At 59.3% G+C, this 17,095-nt stretch carries 15 protein-coding genes and 1 riboswitch; of the genes, 6 read left to right on the plus strand and 9 right to left on the minus strand.

The features are described 5' to 3' along the window. Window positions 1–77: 77 nt before the first annotated feature. Both murI and btuB read right to left on the minus strand, forming a co-directional pair. Window positions 78–941 (minus strand): glutamate racemase, encoded by an 864-nt coding sequence (gene murI, locus HMPREF3138_RS06100; protein ID WP_025921004.1) that lies wholly within the window; start codon window positions 939–941, stop codon window positions 78–80. After that, on the minus strand, window positions 886–2,763 hold the full coding sequence (btuB, locus tag HMPREF3138_RS06105; protein ID WP_038872712.1) for a TonB-dependent vitamin B12 receptor BtuB: 1,878 nt from the start codon (window positions 2,761–2,763) through the stop codon (window positions 886–888). Before btuB ends, murI begins: the two co-directional genes overlap by 56 nt. Window positions 2,764–2,831: 68 nt before the next feature. After that, window positions 2,832–3,044, minus strand: a riboswitch (cobalamin riboswitch). 122 nt (window positions 3,045–3,166) lie between these two features. Between btuB and trmA the strand changes: the two genes are divergently transcribed. Continuing rightward, on the plus strand, window positions 3,167–4,270 hold the full coding sequence (gene trmA / locus HMPREF3138_RS06110; RefSeq protein ID WP_038872710.1) for a tRNA (uridine(54)-C5)-methyltransferase TrmA: 1,104 nt from the start codon (window positions 3,167–3,169) through the stop codon (window positions 4,268–4,270). A 34-nt stretch (window positions 4,271–4,304) separates the two neighbouring features. On the opposite strand, the gene HMPREF3138_RS06115 is transcribed toward trmA, so the two are convergent. Both HMPREF3138_RS06115 and fabR read right to left on the minus strand, forming a co-directional pair. Next, on the minus strand, window positions 4,305–4,676 hold the full coding sequence (locus tag HMPREF3138_RS06115; RefSeq protein ID WP_025304650.1) for a YijD family membrane protein: 372 nt from the start codon (window positions 4,674–4,676) through the stop codon (window positions 4,305–4,307). Between the two features lie 14 nt (window positions 4,677–4,690). Beyond that, a complete protein-coding gene (gene fabR / locus HMPREF3138_RS06120; protein ID WP_004931044.1) occupies window positions 4,691–5,323 on the minus strand; it encodes an HTH-type transcriptional repressor FabR in 633 nt (210 codons plus the stop codon). Between the two features lie 218 nt (window positions 5,324–5,541). Between fabR and sthA the strand changes: the two genes are divergently transcribed. Continuing rightward, window positions 5,542–6,939, plus strand: coding sequence for a Si-specific NAD(P)(+) transhydrogenase (gene sthA / locus HMPREF3138_RS06125; RefSeq protein ID WP_004931047.1), 1,398 nt, complete (start codon window positions 5,542–5,544; stop codon window positions 6,937–6,939). On the opposite strand, the gene oxyR is transcribed toward sthA, so the two are convergent. Continuing rightward, window positions 6,922–7,839 (minus strand): DNA-binding transcriptional regulator OxyR, encoded by a 918-nt coding sequence (gene oxyR, locus HMPREF3138_RS06130; RefSeq protein WP_038872705.1) that lies wholly within the window; start codon window positions 7,837–7,839, stop codon window positions 6,922–6,924. The two genes, sthA and oxyR, sit on opposite strands and share 18 nt — an antisense overlap. Before the next feature lie 151 nt (window positions 7,840–7,990). Between oxyR and HMPREF3138_RS06135 the strand changes: the two genes are divergently transcribed. From HMPREF3138_RS06135 to HMPREF3138_RS06145, 3 genes are all read left to right on the plus strand, one after another. Then, the gene (locus HMPREF3138_RS06135; protein WP_019452251.1) at window positions 7,991–8,722 is read left to right on the plus strand and encodes a glutathione peroxidase; all 732 of its coding nucleotides are present in this window, start codon (window positions 7,991–7,993) and stop codon (window positions 8,720–8,722) included. A 72-nt stretch (window positions 8,723–8,794) separates the two neighbouring features. Continuing rightward, window positions 8,795–10,243: a dihydrolipoyl dehydrogenase gene (locus HMPREF3138_RS06140; protein ID WP_038872702.1), complete on the plus strand. Its 1,449-nt coding sequence runs from the start codon at window positions 8,795–8,797 to the stop codon at window positions 10,241–10,243. A 411-nt stretch (window positions 10,244–10,654) separates the two neighbouring features. Further along, complete coding sequence (locus HMPREF3138_RS06145) at window positions 10,655–10,981, plus strand: type II toxin-antitoxin system HicB family antitoxin (RefSeq protein ID WP_038872699.1); 327 nt, start codon at window positions 10,655–10,657, stop codon at window positions 10,979–10,981. Window positions 10,982–11,017: 36 nt separating this feature from the next. Here HMPREF3138_RS06145 and argH read toward each other — a convergent pair whose 3' ends face one another. From argH to argC, 4 genes are all read right to left on the minus strand, one after another. Beyond that, the gene (gene argH / locus HMPREF3138_RS06150; protein WP_038872696.1) at window positions 11,018–12,391 is read right to left on the minus strand and encodes an argininosuccinate lyase; all 1,374 of its coding nucleotides are present in this window, start codon (window positions 12,389–12,391) and stop codon (window positions 11,018–11,020) included. Window positions 12,392–12,459: 68 nt separating this feature from the next. Next, a complete protein-coding gene (locus HMPREF3138_RS06155; protein WP_019452247.1) occupies window positions 12,460–13,680 on the minus strand; it encodes an argininosuccinate synthase in 1,221 nt (406 codons plus the stop codon). 25 nt (window positions 13,681–13,705) lie between these two features. Further along, window positions 13,706–14,479, minus strand: a complete 774-nt coding sequence (gene argB / locus HMPREF3138_RS06160) for an acetylglutamate kinase (RefSeq protein ID WP_038872691.1) — start codon at window positions 14,477–14,479, stop codon at window positions 13,706–13,708. Between the two features lie 20 nt (window positions 14,480–14,499). Then, window positions 14,500–15,504, minus strand: a complete 1,005-nt coding sequence (gene argC / locus HMPREF3138_RS06165) for an N-acetyl-gamma-glutamyl-phosphate reductase (protein WP_038872689.1) — start codon at window positions 15,502–15,504, stop codon at window positions 14,500–14,502. 216 nt (window positions 15,505–15,720) lie between these two features. Between argC and argE the strand changes: the two genes are divergently transcribed. Continuing rightward, complete coding sequence (gene argE / locus HMPREF3138_RS06170; RefSeq protein ID WP_015379410.1) at window positions 15,721–16,866, plus strand: acetylornithine deacetylase; 1,146 nt, start codon at window positions 15,721–15,723, stop codon at window positions 16,864–16,866. Window positions 16,867–17,095: the final 229 nt, after the last annotated feature.

The following is a 17,095-nucleotide window of genomic DNA, read 5'->3' on the forward strand; positions in this document are numbered from 1 at the left end:
TATAGGGAGTTCTCGGCGGGCCGCAACCCCTATTTTCAATATTTTTTCCGACCGTTGAATGTTTAACCAAAACACCGTTAAAGCGGCAGTTTTTTCAACGATTTAAAGCCGTAGCCCTGCAAAACGGGCAATAAAGCGTCAGTATCTTCATTTAACGCCATGCAATACGCCAGATTCTCTTCCTGGCTCGAGACCAGATTTTCCTGCGTCGAGATGAGCCAGGCGGTACGACGGGCAATCGCCGCACCGGAATCCACCAGCCGGGTGCCTTCCGGCAGCACCTGCATCAGCTCTTCAGCTAATAGAGGGAAATGGGTGCAGCCCAGCACGACGGTATCCGGCGGCTCGCGCATGCTCAGCCACGGATGCAGGATCTTCTTCAGCACCGGCAGCGGCACGGCTTCACCGTGCAGCTTGGCCTCCGCCAGCTCCACCAGCTCTGAAGAGCCCAGCAGCTCAATCTTGCAGTCGGTAGCGAAACGGGAAATCAGTTCGTGGGTGTAGCTGCGCTGTACGGTGCCGCGGGTTGCCAACAGGCCGACAATGCCGTTAACGGTAAGACGGGCGGCGGGCTTGATGGCGGGCACCACGCCCACGACCGGGAAACTGAAACGCTCGCGCAGGGCCGGCAAGGAGACGGTGCTGGCAGTGTTACAGGCAATGACGACAATCGCCAGAGGATGCCGCTGCTGCACTGCACCGACAATCTCCAGCACGCGCTCAACGATAAACTCTTCGGACTTCTCACCGTAGGGGAACGCCACGTTGTCGAAAGCGTATATATAGTGGAGATCCGGCAGCAACTGCCGAATCTCCTGATATACCGACAGCCCACCGACGCCGGAATCGAAAACCAGCACCGTCGGGCGAGGTGTGGCGGTGCTGTTAGAAGGTATAGCTTCCAGTGAGGTAGTATTCTCTTCCTGGAGTAGCGTAGCCATAGGCCGTCTCATAATCTTTATCAAACAGGTTGGCAATTCTACCACGAACTGTCAGATGAGATGTGACCGGATACGAAACTGCGAGATCCCACAGGCTCACACCGCCAAGTTTAACCGTCGGGCTTGGATAAACGCCATAATCCTTGTCGTAGCGCTCACCCAGGTATTGATAGGTCACCGCCCAATCAAAGTCGTACAGCTGCCAATCCAGCTCATACTTCACCTGTTGTTTGGCGCGGCGCAGCAGCACTTCGTTGGTTTTAGCATTGCGTGGGTCGACATAATCGTAGCCAATCTGATGCGTCAACGGACCGGTTTCGAAAGAAGCGGTGGCCTCTACGCCCTTAATGGTCGCCTTACCGATATTGTAATAACGGTAACTCACCGGATCGCTGTCAATCAGGTTATCGATGTCATTGCGGTAGCCGGAAACGCGCCAGGTCAGCGGCCCGGTCAAACCTTCGAAGCCGCCTTCCCACTGTTTACTTTCTTCCGGCTTCAAGTTGCTATTGCCATAAGTGGTACTAAACAGCTGGTTCATGTTTGGCGCTTTAAACGCGGTGCCATAGGAAGCGATGAAGCGGTATCCTTCGATGAACTCCCAGGCTGCGCTGGTTTGCCACGTGCCGTGCCAACCGAACTCCGAATTATCGTCGCCGCGCGCGGCGGCCTCAAGCGTCACCGGCCCCACCAGTTGCTGCCCGGTCAGATAGATGCCGGTATTACGCTGGCTTCTCTCACGGCTGACGGACGCGGTGCCCGGTTTGATCTGTTGATCCTGCCAGTCGGCGCCCGCACTGACGGTGCCTTGAGCCACCTTGAAAGTATTGCCCCACTGCAGATTGTATTGCTCAGAATCATCCAGGCTGGAGGAAATCGCATACTGCCCTTTGCGCGGATCGTAATTGTAGTCTTTGCTGTGGCTATAGCTTCCCACTAACTGCGTGGCGTAAATCCCTTCCTGATAGCGCAGCCCGGTGTCCCAAGTTTGACTATACAGTTTGCGCGTATCCGGCAGCCCGGTGATATTGAAATTTTTATCGTAAGAATAAAAGCCGTCGTAGCCCGTACGGTTGTCGTAGCCATATCCACGCACAAAGCCGCTGATTTGCTCGTTGAACCGGTGCTGTACCGCCCCATATAGCGATTTACTCATGAAGCCGTCGCGATCGGGCTGCGGAATGCTGGTGTTGCCTTCAGCCACCACATCATACCCTTTGGTATAAGTGTAATTCCCTGCCACCGTCGCCACGGTGCTGTCGCCCAACGGCTGTTGGGTCGACGCGTCATAGGACTGATAGCCGTTGGAACCGACGCCTGCGGAGAGCGTAGTGCCGTTCTTTTCGCGGGTGGTGATGATGTTGACCACACCACCGATGGCGTCGGAACCGTACACCGCCGAGCGCGGGCCGCGAATGTATTCGACTTTCTGCACCAACGAAATCGGGATTTGGCTGAGATCGGAAGAGCCGCTGACGCCCGCCTGGTTAAGGCGAATGCCGTCGATCAATACCAAGACATGGCTGGAGTTGGTGCCGCGAATAAACAGTGAGCTCTTTTGCCCCAGCCCGCCGTTTTGGCCGATGTCCACGCCCGGCAAACGGCGCATCACGTCGGTCAGGCTCTTGGCCTGCCAACGATCGATATCGTTACGGGTGACGATGGAAGTCGGCGCCAGCACGGAAGAAACCGGCTGCGGGAAGCGGTTGGCGGTCACCACCAGGTTATCGCCACTCGTGGCTGTCGTGTTGTCTTGCGCCCATCCAGAAAAGGCCGTGACGGAGGAGACCACCGCCAGCAGCGTATTTTTTGTAATTGTCATGAGAAAAGCATCCAAACTTAATTGGCGGATGCCGCAGGATCATGGCCGGTAGTTCGCGACGGCCACGGACATTGCGACGTAACACCGGCAGGTCTTCGGGCTTGGGATTTGCGGGCCGCGGGCGCGACCGGCAACGGGCGATGACTTCCCATCCTGCAGTGGACAGTGTCTGCGTCGAAACGCTATCGCCGTGACTTCCCCTTACCGCTGCGCGTCAGCTCCGGATTCACACCGGATTCCCTTTTCACTCGCTGCTTGAGGCCGGACGGCAATGCTACGATCAATGCAAATAGATGTCTAGACTGCCATTAATGTTACAAATAATAAACGCGACAAAACTGGACTTCACGGGCTGATTCCCTACAATCCCCGCTGATCAAATTTGCCTGACGAGAAGAAACACATGACGCCCGAGAATTTGCCTATTGAACGTTACGATGACCAACTGGCGGAGAAAGTCGCCCGCCTGAAGACGTTGATGTCACCGTTCGCGGCGCCCGAGCCGGAAGTGTTCCGCTCGCCAGTCGACCACTACCGCATGCGCGCCGAATTCCGCATCTGGCACGACGCGGACGACATGTACCACATCATGTTCGATCAGCAGACCAAGCAGCGTATTCGCGTCGATCAATTCCCGGCCGCCAGCGAGCTGATCAACCGCCTGATGAGCGCCCTGATCGCCGCGCTGAAACCGGAACCGATCCTGCGTCACAAGCTGTTCCAGATCGATTATCTGTCGACGCAAAGCGGCAAAATCATCGCCTCGCTGCTGTACCACCGCAAGCTGGATGACGTTTGGCAACAGCGCGCCGAGCAGTTGCGCGATGAGCTGCGCGCGCAAGGTTTCGACCTGCAGCTAATCGGCCGGGCGTCGAAGACCAAAATCATGCTCGACCAGGATTATGTTGACGAAGTGCTGCCGGTCGCCGGCCGCGACATGATCTACCGCCAGGTGGAAAACAGCTTTACACAGCCCAACGCGGCCATGAACGTGCAAATGCTGGAATGGGCGCTGGCGGTGACCGCCGGTTCCAAAGGCGATTTGCTGGAGCTGTATTGCGGCAACGGCAACTTCTCGCTGGCGCTGGCGCGCAATTTCGAGCGCGTGCTGGCGACCGAGATCGCCAAACCGTCGGTGGCGGCGGCGCAATACAACATCGCTGCCAACCATATCGACAATGTGCAGATCATCCGCATGGCGGCGGAAGATTTTACCCAGGCGATGAACGGGGTGCGCGAATTCAACCGGTTGAAGGGCATCGATCTGAGCGGTTACAACTGCGAGACGATTTTCGTCGATCCACCGCGCAGCGGGCTGGACGATGAAACGGTGAAGATGGTGCAGGCCTACCCGCGCATTCTGTATATCTCATGCAACCCGGAAACGCTGTGCGCCAACCTTGAAACGCTGCAGGCCACCCACCGGGTCAGCCGTCTGGCGCTGTTCGATCAGTTCCCGTATACCCATCACATGGAATGCGGCGTGTTGCTGGAAAAGCGCTGCTGATACGACAGGGGCGCCATCATGGCGCCCCGTTTCATTACGATTCTTGAGTCGGCGCATCCGGCGCCTTACGCGCCTTCAGTTTCATCCCGATCCACAGCACCAGCGCCACGCAGATCACCGACGGCAGGAAGTTGGAGCCGATCTGCGGGTATTCGGCGCGCACGATGGCGCTGTACAACAGCAGCCCCAGCAGGAAACAGGCCGCCGCCAGCTTCGGCATGCCGTCCGGCATGGCGCGGTTCAGGTAACGCTGATGCAGGCAGTACACCGCCAGCACCAACGCGATCAGCGGGAAGATCGAAAACGGCACCACCGAGCTGAACAGCGCGGCAAAGGAACCGTTGATCGAAAGGCCGGCAATCAACGCCAGCAGTAAGGTGCCATTTTCACGGCCTGGTTTTTCCATCATTTTTTACCTTTTTATACGTGGGACACAGAAGCTTTTTCTTGTTCGCGACGATACCAGTAATACGCCCCTTTGGAGATCATCCGCAGCTGCAGCACCAGCCGTTCTTCCAGCTGCTGCCGCTGCTCGACGTCGATATCCAGCGCTTCCGCGCCGGCGCTGAACACGATGGTGACCATCGCTTCGGCCTGCGCTTCGGTAAAGCTGCGCGGCATGTGATTTTCCAACTCGAGGTAGTCCGCCAGTTCGGCGATGAAATGCTGGATCTCGCGCGCCACCGCCGCACGGAATGCCGCCGACGTGCCGGAACGCTCGCGCAGCAGCAGGCGGAAGGCGTTCGGGTTGTTGCCGATAAACTCCATAAAGGTGGACACCGAGGTGCGGATCACGCTGCCGCCTTTGGCGATGCGTTGGCGCGCCTGGCGCATCAACTGACGCAGCATCAGGCCGCTTTCATCCACCATGGTCAGCCCCAACTCGTCCACATCGCGGAAATGGCGATAAAACGACGTGGGCGCGATGCCCGCCTCGCGTGAAACTTCCCGCAGGCTCAGACTGGCGAAGCTGCGTTCGGCGCTCAGCTGGCTGAAAGCGGCTTCGATCAGGGAACGACGAGTCCGTTCTTTTTGTTGTGCTCTGACGCCCATATGCATATCCGGATAGGTTCCATTCTCTCAGTCTAACGCCCTAGACTCGGCAATATAGCAAATTTTATTGCAACAGCATTTATACTAACGCGCTCTATCACACTTCCGCCCTGAGCCGATTGTGCTTTGCCTCAAAAAGCCTAATGGTGATTGGGTGAGCAGCGCTATGATGTTAAGATACCGTTGTAATCTTGTATAAAAAAACAGGTCTCTCCTACATGCAACAGCACTATCAATTTGATGCCATTGTGATTGGCTCGGGCCCTGGTGGTGAAGGTGCCGCCATGGGGCTGGTGAAACAGGGCGCCCGCGTGGCCGTTATCGAACGGTACAACAACGTAGGCGGCGGATGTACCCACTGGGGCACCATCCCTTCCAAAGCCCTCCGCCACGCCGTCAGCCGCATTATCGAATTCAACCAGAACCCGCTTTACAACAACTCGCGCACGCTCAGCGCGACCTTCCCTGACATTTTACGCCACGCCGATAACGTCATCAGCCAGCAGACCCGCATGCGCCAAGGCTTCTATGAGCGGAACCAGTGCAAACTGTTCGCCGGCGACGCGCGCTTCATCGACGCCAACACCGTCAGCGTCAGCTACATGGACGGCACCCAGGACACCATCCGCGCCGACCACATCGTGATCGCCTGCGGCTCGCGCCCTTACCATCCGGCCAGCGTCGATTTCAATCACCCGCGCATCTACGACAGCGATTCCATTCTCGAGCTGAGCCATGAACCGCGCCACGTGATCATTTACGGCGCCGGGGTGATCGGCTGCGAATACGCGTCTATCTTCCGCGGTCTGAACGTCAAGGTCGATCTGATCAACACCCGCGATCGCCTGCTGGCGTTCCTCGATCAGGAGATGTCGGATTCGCTCTCTTACCACTTCTGGAACAACGGCGTGGTGATCCGCCACAACGAGGAGTTCGAGAAGATTGAAGGTACCGAAGACGGCGTGATCGTGCACCTGAAGTCCGGCAAAAAGGTGAAAGCGGACTGCCTGCTGTACGCCAACGGCCGTACCGGCAACACCGATTCGCTGGGGTTGGAAAACGTCGGCCTGGAATCGGACAGCCGCGGGCTACTGAAGGTGAACAGCATGTACCAAACCGCGCTGTCGCACATCTATGCGGTCGGTGACGTGATCGGCTATCCGAGCCTGGCTTCCGCCGCCTACGATCAGGGCCGCATCGCCGCGCAGGCGATCGCTTCCGGCGAAGCCAGCGGTCACTTAATCGAAGATATCCCGACCGGCATCTACACCATTCCGGAAATCAGCTCCGTCGGCAAAACCGAGCAGGAACTGACGGCGATGAAGGTGCCGTATGAAGTGGGCCGCGCCCAGTTCAAACATCTGGCGCGCGCGCAGATCGCCGGGATGAACGTCGGCAGCCTGAAGATCCTGTTCCATCGCGACACCCTGCAGATCCTCGGGATCCACTGCTTCGGCGAGCGTGCGGCGGAGATCATCCACATCGGTCAGGCGATCATGGAACAGAAAGGTGAAGGCAATACTATCGAGTATTTCGTTAATACGACCTTCAACTATCCGACCATGGCCGAAGCCTACCGGGTGGCGGCGCTTAACGGCTTAAACCGCCTGTTTTAACGCGCTGTCGATGTAGCCCTGCATGTGCTCGCGGATCGCTTCGGCCAACTGCTCATAACGGCTGCGCAATGGGGAACCGGGGCGATATACCAATGCGATGGTGCGCTTCGGTTCCGGCTTGTAGCAATCCAGATAGCAGACGCCGTCGCGTTCGCGCTGCGGCGGCACCGCCAGTGACGGCAGCAGGGTAATACCGCTGCCGGCCGCGACCATATTGCGCAGCGTTTCCAGACTGGTGGCGCGGAAGTGGGTATCCTCGTCCGCGCCCGCCTGGAAGCAGAAGCCCATCGCCTGATCGCGCAGGCAGTGGCCATCCTCCAGCATCAGCAGCTTCTCTCCCGCCAAATCCGGCATCGCCACGCGATCGCGCTGCGCCCACGGGTGATCGGAATACACCGCCAGCTTCATCGGTTCATCGAACAGAGGCACTTCGATAAACGCCTCGGTTTCCTTTACCAATGCCAGAATGGCGCAGTCCAGTTTGCCGCTGTCGAGCTGTGCCAGCAGTTGCTGGGTTTGCGCCTCGTGCAGGTACATTTCCAGTTTCGGGAAGGTTTTGTGCAGCGTCGGGATGATCTGCGGCAGCAGATAAGGCCCCACGGTCGGGATCAGGCCGATGTGCAGCGGCCCGGACATGGCTTCGCCCTGCTGGCTGGCCATCTCCTTCAATACTTTCACTTCGCGCAGCACGGTACGCGCCTGCTCCACCAGCAACAGACCCGCCTGGGTGAACAGCACCTTGCGGCTGGTGCGCTCGAGCAGCATGACGCCCAACTCGTCTTCCAGCTTGCGGATCTGCCCGCTCAGCGTGGGCTGGCTTACATGGCATGAATCGGCCGCACGGCGGAAGTGCCGGTGCTCGGCCAAGGCGACCAGATACTCTAAATCACGAATATTCATTGTTTCCCTCCATTCCATGATAGCTCATGGCGATAGATAAGATAGCAATGAGCGATTAGATCTATCAAGCCCCAGCGACAATAATGTGTCCCAACGAAGCGATATCGCGCTAAATGCTAAAAATTACTTTTCCTAATTAAGGGGTTAATCAATGTTTACCAGTCAAGAAGGCAAGAAAGTTCCTCAGGTTACTTTCCACACCCGTCAGGGCGACCAATGGATTGATGTGACCACTGATGACCTGTTCAAAAACAAAACGGTCATCGTGTTCTCGCTGCCGGGCGCGTTCACGCCGACCTGCTCTTCGAGCCATCTGCCGCGCTACAACGAGCTGTCCAGCGTATTCAAACAGCACGGCGTCGACGGCATTCTGTGCGTCTCGGTGAACGACACCTTCGTGATGAACGCCTGGAAAGCCGATCAGCATGCGGAAAACATCACCTTCGTGCCGGACGGCAACGGTGAATTCACCAAAGGCATGAACATGCTGGTCGAGAAAGCGGATCTGGGCTTTGGCCCACGTTCATGGCGCTACTCGATGCTGGTGCGCGACGGCGTGGTCGAGAAAATGTTCGTCGAACCGAACAAACCGGGCGACCCGTTTGAGGTGTCCGACGCAGACACCATGCTGAAATACCTGGCGCCGGAATTCAAAGTGCAGGAGTCGGTCTCCCTGTTCACCAAACCAGGCTGCCCATTCTGCGCCAAAGCCAAACAGATGCTGCAAGAGCGCGGCATTCAGTATGAAGAGATCGTGCTGGGCAAAGACGCCACCACCGTCAGCCTGCGCGCCGTCAGCGGCCGCGCCACGGTGCCGCAAGTGTTCATCGGCGGCCGTCACATCGGTGGCAGCGACGATCTGGAAACTTTCCTGTCAGCTTAATAAGTAATAACAAAGCCAACGTGAACTTTGGCGGGCTACGGCCCGCCCTTTTTTTACCTTTCAGGAGCGGATATGAAACTGTTGAACGTTGATGTCGCGGTCATCGGCGGCGGCACCGCAGGGCTCGGCGCCTATCGCGCGGCCAAACTGTCTACCCCCAGCGTGGTGATGATCGAAGGCGGGCCTTACGGCACCACCTGTGCGCGCGTTGGCTGTATGCCATCCAAGTTGTTGATCGCCGCTGCCGAAGCGGTGCATCAAATCGAACGCGCGCCGGGCTTTGGCGTGCACCCAACCGGTAAAACCCGCATCGACGGACGCGAAGTGATGGCGCGCGTCAAGCGCGAACGCGATCGCTTCGTCGGCTTCGTGCTGGAAGGCGTGGACGAGATCCCGGCCGGCGACAAAATTCAGGGCTATGCCCGGTTTATCGACGACAACACGCTGCAAGTCGATGAGCATACGCGCATCGTGGCGCAGCGCATCGTGATCGCCACCGGTTCCCGCCCCAGCTGGCCGGCGCCGTGGAGCGAACTGGGCGATCGTCTGATCGTCAATGACGACCTGTTCAACTGGGATGATTTGCCGCAGTCCGTAGCGGTATTCGGCCCCGGCGTCATCGGGCTCGAGCTGGGGCAAGCGCTGCACCGCCTCGGCGTCGACACCAAGGTCTTCGGCATCGGCGGCGCGGTCGGGCCGCTGACCGACAGCGCCGTGCGCGATTACGCTGCGAAGGCGCTGGGGGAAGAGTTCTACCTCGACGCCGACGTGAAGGTAGAGATGATGCAGCGCGAAGGCGACAAGGTGTTTATCCGCTATCGGGATCTGCAGGGCCAACCGCAGGAGATCCTGGTGGACTACGTGCTGGCCGCCACCGGCCGCCGCCCCAATGTCGATCGGCTGGGCCTCGAAAACACCGGCCTGCAGCTCGACGCTCGCGGCGTGCCGCTGGCCGACCGCCTGACGATGCAAACCAGCGTGCCGCATATTTTCATCGCCGGCGACGCCAGCAACCAACTGCCGCTGCTGCATGAGGCCAGCGACCAGGCACGCATCGCCGGTGCCAACGCCGGCAGCTTCCCGGAGATCAATCCGGGCCTGCGACGCAGCGCGATTTCGGTGGTGTTCTCCGATCCGCAGATCGCCATGGTCGGCTCAACCTTCCGCGAGCTGAGCGAGAAGTTCAGCGCCTGCGGCTGCTTTGAAGTGGGCAACGTCTCGTTTGAGAATCAGGGCCGCTCGCGAGTGATGCTGCGCAACAAAGGCATTCTGCACGTCTACGGCGAGCAAGGCACCGGCCGTTTCCTCGGCGCGGAAATGATCGGCCCGGACGCCGAACACATCGCACACCTGCTGGCCTGGGCGCACCAGCAGCAGATGACCGTCGATCAGATGCTGGACATGCCGTTCTATCATCCGGTGATCGAAGAAGGCTTGCGCACCGCGCTGCGCGATCTGCAGGCGAAACTCAAACTCGGCACGGCCGAAATCGAGCGCTGCCAGCGCTGCCCGGGCGAATAACGCCTCCTTCTCCGTTCACACCTACCGGGCCTTCAGGCCCGGTTTTTTTGCGCAGCGCTTTCCACATTTTCCTCCCTCCTCTTGCCTCACGGCCCTTCTGCGCTCATTTTTTATACTTCAACGTTGAAATGATACCAATAATGATACTAAAATGGAGGCGGCATGAACGAGATCAGGGATGACATCGCTGATTTGCAACAGCGGCAGAACAGCATCAAATTCGCCGAGATTAGCGAAAATCTGCGTGCGATGGTTTGGGCCGCCGCGCATAAAACGGTAGCAGCCATCACGTTTATCGCATGCCCTGGTCAGGCGATCCGCGCATCAATATCCAACGCGGCAACAACGGCGCAGCCAAGGCATATCAGGTTAAGCAGGTCATCGCCGCACTGGCCAGAATGGAGGAAGAACATGGAAAAGCATGAACACTATACCTATCGCATCACCTGGTCAGCGGAAGAACGTGAATATGTCGGGCTGTGCGCCGAATTCCCCTCGTTGTCCTGGCTGGCCGCCACGCGTACCGGCGCATTGGAGGGTATCGAGAAAGTGGTGAGCGAAACGATCGCCGATATGCTGACGCAAGGCGAAACGCCGCCGCAGGCGCTGGCGGAAAAGAACTTCAGCGGAAAACTGGTGTTGCGCATGACGCCGGAACAACATCGCCGGCTGGCGATCGGCGCGATGGAGGAAGGCGTGAGCCTGAACCGTTATCTGTGCGCACGCCTGGCGGGGTAAAGGTTCAAGGGCGGCGCCGGGCCGCCCTTGTCGTCGTCAGGCCAAACGCTGTTTCGCTGCGGCGATTGCCGTGGCCACCTGCTGCGGTGCGACGCCGCCTTTGGCCGCACGCTTGTCCAGGCAGGATTGCAACGCCAGGATCGGGTAAACGTCGTCACCGATCGTCGCGCTAAACTGCTGCAAATCCGCCAGCGGCAGCGCTTCCAGCGGTTTACCCTGGCGAATCGCTTCTACCACCGCCTCGCCGACGATGTGGTGCGCTTCGCGGAACGGCACGCCCTTGGCGACCAGGTAATCCGCCAGCTCTGTGGCATTGGCATAGCCCTGTTCCGCCGCTTCCTGACAGCGCGGGCGTTTCACCTGGATGCCGTCCAGCACCAGCGCCGCCATCTGCAGGCAGTCCATCCAGGTGTCGAGCGCGTCAAACAGCCCTTCTTTGTCTTCCTGCATGTCTTTGTTGTACGCCAGCGGCAGGCCTTTCAGCGTCATCATCATACCGGTCAGCGCGCCCTGTACGCGGCCGCATTTGCCGCGGATCAGCTCCAGCGCGTCCGGGTTTTTCTTCTGCGGCATCAGCGAAGAACCGGAGGTCACGCGGTCGGACAGCTCAACAAACGCCGCTTCGCCGCTGTTGAAGAAGATCAGATCTTCGGCGAAGCGCGACAGGTGCACCATGCTGATGGCGGCGTTGGACAGCAGCTCCAGCACGTGATCGCGATCGGATACGCTGTCCAGGCTGTTGCGGGTCGCCGAGGCGAAGCCCAGCCAGCCGGCCAGCTGCTCGCGATCGATAGGATAAGCGGTGCCGGCCAGCGCGCCGCTGCCCAGCGGGCTGACGTCCAGCCGTTTCAGGGTATCCTGCAGACGGCTCTCATCGCGCGCCAGCATCTCGACATAGGCCAGGCACCAGTGCGCGAAAGTCACCGGCTGCGCGCGTTGCAGGTGGGTATACCCCGGCATCACCGCATCCTGGTTGGCTTCGGCGGTCTCCACCAGCGCCTGCTGCAGCTGGACGATCGCCTGATGCAGGTCGCCGATCTGCTGTTTGCACCACAGCTTCAGATCGGTCGCGACCTGATCGTTGCGGCTGCGGCCGGTGTGGAGCTTCTTGCCCAAATCGCCGACCTTCTCGATCAGCTTCTGCTCCACCCAGCTGTGGATGTCTTCGGCATCGCTTTGGACGATCGCCAAAGGATCGGCCTGGACCTCCGTCAGTAGCGCATTCAGCGCCTGCTCCAGCTGCTGTTGCTCCGTTGCCGTCAACACGTTAACGGTCACCAGCGCCTTCGACCAGGCCACCGAGCCCACGATATCCTGCTCCGCCAGGCGATAATCGAACCGCAGCGAATCGTTGAGTTGCTTGAACCGCTGATCCGCCGCCTGAGTGAACCGTCCGCCCCAAAGTGCCATATCTTACTCCTGAATTTTTATGCGAAAGGGCGCAGCATGCTGCGCCCTTGCAGAGTCACGCCAATCGATTATTTATTCTTTTTCTCGTTCAACGCACGGATGCGTGAAGACAGAGAGAACAGGCGAATAAAGCCGCCCGCGTGGCTGTGATCGTAAACTTCGTCTTCGCCGAAAGTGGCGAACTCTTCGGAGTACAGGCTGTTGGCCGATTTCTTCTGGGTCGCCGTCACCTGGCCTTTGTACAGCTGCAGCACGACTTCGCCGTTCACCTCTTCCGCCAGCGCTTCGGCAGAAGCCTGCAGCGAGCGGCGCAGCGGCGCGAACCAGCGGCCGTCGTACACCACATAGGACATCTCCAGGCCCAGCTGCTCGCGCCATTTGAAGCTGTCGCGATCCAGCACCAGCTGTTCGACGGCGCGCAGCGCCGCCACCATGATGGTGCCCCCCGGGGTTTCATAACAGCCGCGGGATTTGATGCCCACCAGGCGGTTTTCCACGATGTCGATACGGCCAACGCCGTGCTTGGCACCCAGCGCGTTCAGGGTTTCCAGGCACTGGTACGGCGACAGCGCTTTACCGTTAACCGCAACAACGCGACCTTTCTCAACGGTAACGGTCACCTGCTCAGGCTGATCCGGCGCTTCCTGTGGATCGACGGTCCATACCCAGCAATCTTTGTTCGGCGCATTCCACGGGCTTTCCAGCACGCCGCCTTCGGTGGAGATGTGCCAGGCGTTTTCATCGCGGCTGTAGATCTTCTCCAACGATGCGGTGGTCGGGATGTTGCGCTCTTTCAGGTAATCCAGCAGCGCTTCACGGGAACGCAGGTTCCACTCACGCCACGGCGCCACCACTTTCAGCTGTGGCGCCAGTGCGGTGTAGGTGGTCTCGAAACGCACCTGGTCGTTGCCTTTGCCGGTCGCACCGTGGCACAGCGCGTCGGCGCCCACTTTCAACGCCAGCTCGACCTGCGCCTTGGCGATGATCGGCCGCGCCATCGACGTGCCCAGCAGGTAGCTGCCTTCGTACAGGGCGCCGGTCTGCAGCACCGGATAAACGTAATCGCGGATAAATTCTTCACGCAGATCCACCACGTGACATTCAGAGGCACCGGACTGCAGGGCTTTTTGCTCCACACCTTCCAGATCGCTGCGCTCCTGACCGATGTCCGCCACGAACGCCACCACTTCACAGCCGCCGTAGTTCTCTTTCAGCCATGGAATGATGGCCGAGGTATCCAGGCCGCCGGAGTACGCCAGAACGATTTTTTTGATGCCTTGGTTTTGCATGATCTATTCCTTTCTAATTCTAAAATTAAGCGAGGATCCGGGTGCCAATCGACACGCCGTTAAACAAAGCAGGAAGCTGATCGGCATGGCGCCAGCTGGCGATATCCACCGGGCGGCCGAGGGTGCGGGCCGCGTCGAGCGCCGCATTCACCTTCACCACCATACCATCGGTGATGATGCCTTGCGCGATCAGTTGTTCCGCTTTTTGCGCCGTCATTTCCGCAATGCGTTGCCCCTTGCCGTCGAGGATGCCACTGACGTCCGACAGCAGGATCAGATCCGCCCCCAGCGTCGCCGCCAGCGCCGTCGCCGCCTGATCGGCGTTCACGTTCATTAACTGCCCTTCGGCGGTGATGCCGATGGAGCTGACCACCGGCAGGTAGCCGGCGCTCAGCAGGGTATTGAGCAGCGCGGGCGAACCGGGCTGCGCGTTGCCGACGTGGCCCAATGCCGGATCGAGCGGGGTCACGACCGCGCTGCCGCCATCCGCCAGGCTCAGGCCGACGGCGTTGATTTGATGTTTAATCGCCCACGCCAGCAGCGTTTTGTTGGCGGTGCCGGCCAGCGCGCCGGTGATGATGTCGATCTGATCGGCCGGCGTGACCCGCAGGCCGTTCTTTTTCACCACCGGCAAAGAGAGCTGCTTCATCAGCTCGTCCACCACGCAGCCGCCGCCGTGCACGATCACCAGCGGGCGCTGATGCTGCTGCCGGTAGCTGTCCAGCGCGGTAAACAGACGCTCCAGCGCTTCTTCACTGTCTAATAACACGCCACCTAACTTGATAATTAACGGGTTCATTGCTGTTTACTCACGCTGGTTTAAAGGAGTGACTGGGTTTCCGGGAAGCCGAAACGGATATTCAGGCATTGCACCGCCTGCGCCGCCGCGCCTTTCAGCAGGTTGTCTTCCACCGCTACGGCGATCAGATGCTCGCCCTGCACCGCAAAACCGATGTCGCAGAACGGCAGCCCCACCACCGCTTTCAGCGCCGGCACGCCCTGGTCGTACAACCGCACCAGCGGCTTGTCGTCATAGGCGGCATGATAGGCGGCGGCGACGTCCTGCGCGGTCACGCCGGCCTTCAGGCGGCAGGTGATGGTTTCAAGGATGCCGCGCGGGAAATTGCCCAGGTGCGGCGTAAAGATGACCGGCACGCCCAGGTGCGCGGCGATCTCCGGCTGGTGCCGATGAGTGAAAATACCGTACGGCTGCAGGCTCACTTCGCAGAAGCTGGTGGTCATACTGGCCTTGCGCCCGGCGCCGCTGACGCCGCTGGTGGCGTTGATCACCGGCCACTGGTCGAGGTTCAGCAGCTGCTTCTCGATCAACGGCTTCAGCGCCAGCTGCGCCGCCGTCGGGTAACAGCCCGGCACGGCAATCAGCTGCGCCTGTTTGATCTTGTCGCTCTGCCACTCCGCCAGGCCGTATACCGCCTGCTCCAGCAGGGCGCCATGCTGATGTGCGAAACCGTAGTACTGGCTATAAAAACCGGCGTCCTGCACGCGGAAGGCGCCCGACAGATCGAACACCACGCAGCCCGCCGCCAGGAAGGCCGGTGCGATATCGTGGCTGACTTCATGGGCGGTGGCGAGGAACACCACGTCGATGCCCTGCGCCGCCTTGGCAACGTCGGTCAACGGCTGCAGCGGCAGATCGACGATGCCTTTCAACTGGGGATGGAGATCGGAAAGTAACTTTCCTGCATCTGCACTTTGCGCTGAAACCGCTAAAGCGGTTATGTTCATGTGTGGGTGGCGATTCAGGTAAGCCGTGAGCTCCGCTCCGGCGTAACCGCTGGCACCAACGATCAGCGTATTCAACATGTGGCCTTTCACCTTCTAAACTGACGTGCGGTCGCTTGCGACCCAGGTAACAGGGCTAGCCAGCGTTGTTGCGCCGTTCACCCACGGAGCCAAGCGTTGATGCTTTTATAAACATCCGGGTATCGGGTTCCCTTACGCGTCGGCTTACTGTATTTTTATTCAAAATAAATGCATGAATATTGATACTATCCTAACCAAAGGCTGTCAACAGTGAAGATGAAATTACCTCCATTTATTGAGCTGTACCGGGCGTTGATCGCCACTCCGTCGATCAGCGCCACCGATGCCGGCCTCGATCAGAGCAATGAGGCGTTAATCAACTTGCTGGCCGGATGGTTTGCCGACCTGGGCTTTCGCGTCGACGTACAGCCGGTGCCGGAGTCGCGCCACAAATTCAACCTGCTGGCCAGCATCGGCGAAGGCAGCGGCGGCCTGCTGCTGGCCGGCCACACTGATACGGTGCCTTACGACGAAGGCCGCTGGACGCGCGATCCCTTCACCCTGACCGAGCACGACAACAAGCTCTACGGGCTGGGCACCGCCGACATGAAAGGCTTCTTCGCCTTTATTCTGGATGCGGTGCGCGATATCGACGCGAGCAAGCTGACCAAGCCGTTGTACATTTTAGCCACCGCAGATGAAGAAACGACGATGGCCGGCGCGCGTTACTTCGCCGCCTCTACCGCCATTCGTCCGGATTTCGCCATCATCGGCGAGCCGACCTCGCTGCAGCCGGTGCGCGCGCACAAGGGCCACATGGCCAATGCCATTCGCATCGTCGGCCAGTCCGGCCATTCCAGCGATCCGGCGCGCGGCGTCAACGCCATCGATCTGATGCACGAATCCATCGGCCGCCTGATGGAGCTGCGCAAAACCCTGCAAGAGCGCTACAACAATCCGGCGTTCGCCGTGCCTTATCCCACCATGAACTTCGGCCATATCAGCGGCGGCGACGCGGCCAACCGCATCTGCGCCTGTTGCGAACTGCACCTGGATATCCGCCCGCTGCCCGGCATGACGCTCGACAACATCAACGAACTGATGCATCAGGCGCTGGAGCCGGTAAGCCAACGCTGGCCGGGCCGCCTGACCATCGAAGAGCTGCACGCGTCGGTGCCGGGCTACGAGTGCCCGACCGACCACCGCATGGTGGCGGTGATCGAGGAGCTGCTGGGCACCCGCACGCAGGTGGTCAACTACTGCACCGAAGCGCCGTTCGTGCAACAGGTATGCCCGACCCTGGTGCTCGGCCCCGGTTCCATCGATCAGGCCCACCAGCCGGACGAATACATCGACACCGCGTTTATCGAACCGACGCGCAAACTGCTGGGCCAGCTGGTCAATCACTTTTGCCGGCAATAAACCCGACATTTAACAGGGGAAATGTTTTATGCTTTCCCCTACCTCAAAATAAGTAGTAAACGGCTAAATAAGCCACGCTGATAACCGACGCGGCGTAATTAAATTTCAGAAAATTCGCCGATTTTGATGTTTTTTTGCTAAAAATAGTGTCAATTGACGATTGGACAGGAACGCGATGTGATCAGGCTGGCGGTCTGCGCCTGACGCGTGAAATTTATTTACAAGATAA

The sequence above is a fragment of the Serratia sp. HMSC15F11 genome (genome assembly GCF_001808215.1).
GTDB classification, from domain to species: Bacteria; Pseudomonadota; Gammaproteobacteria; order Enterobacterales; family Enterobacteriaceae; genus Serratia; species Serratia nevei.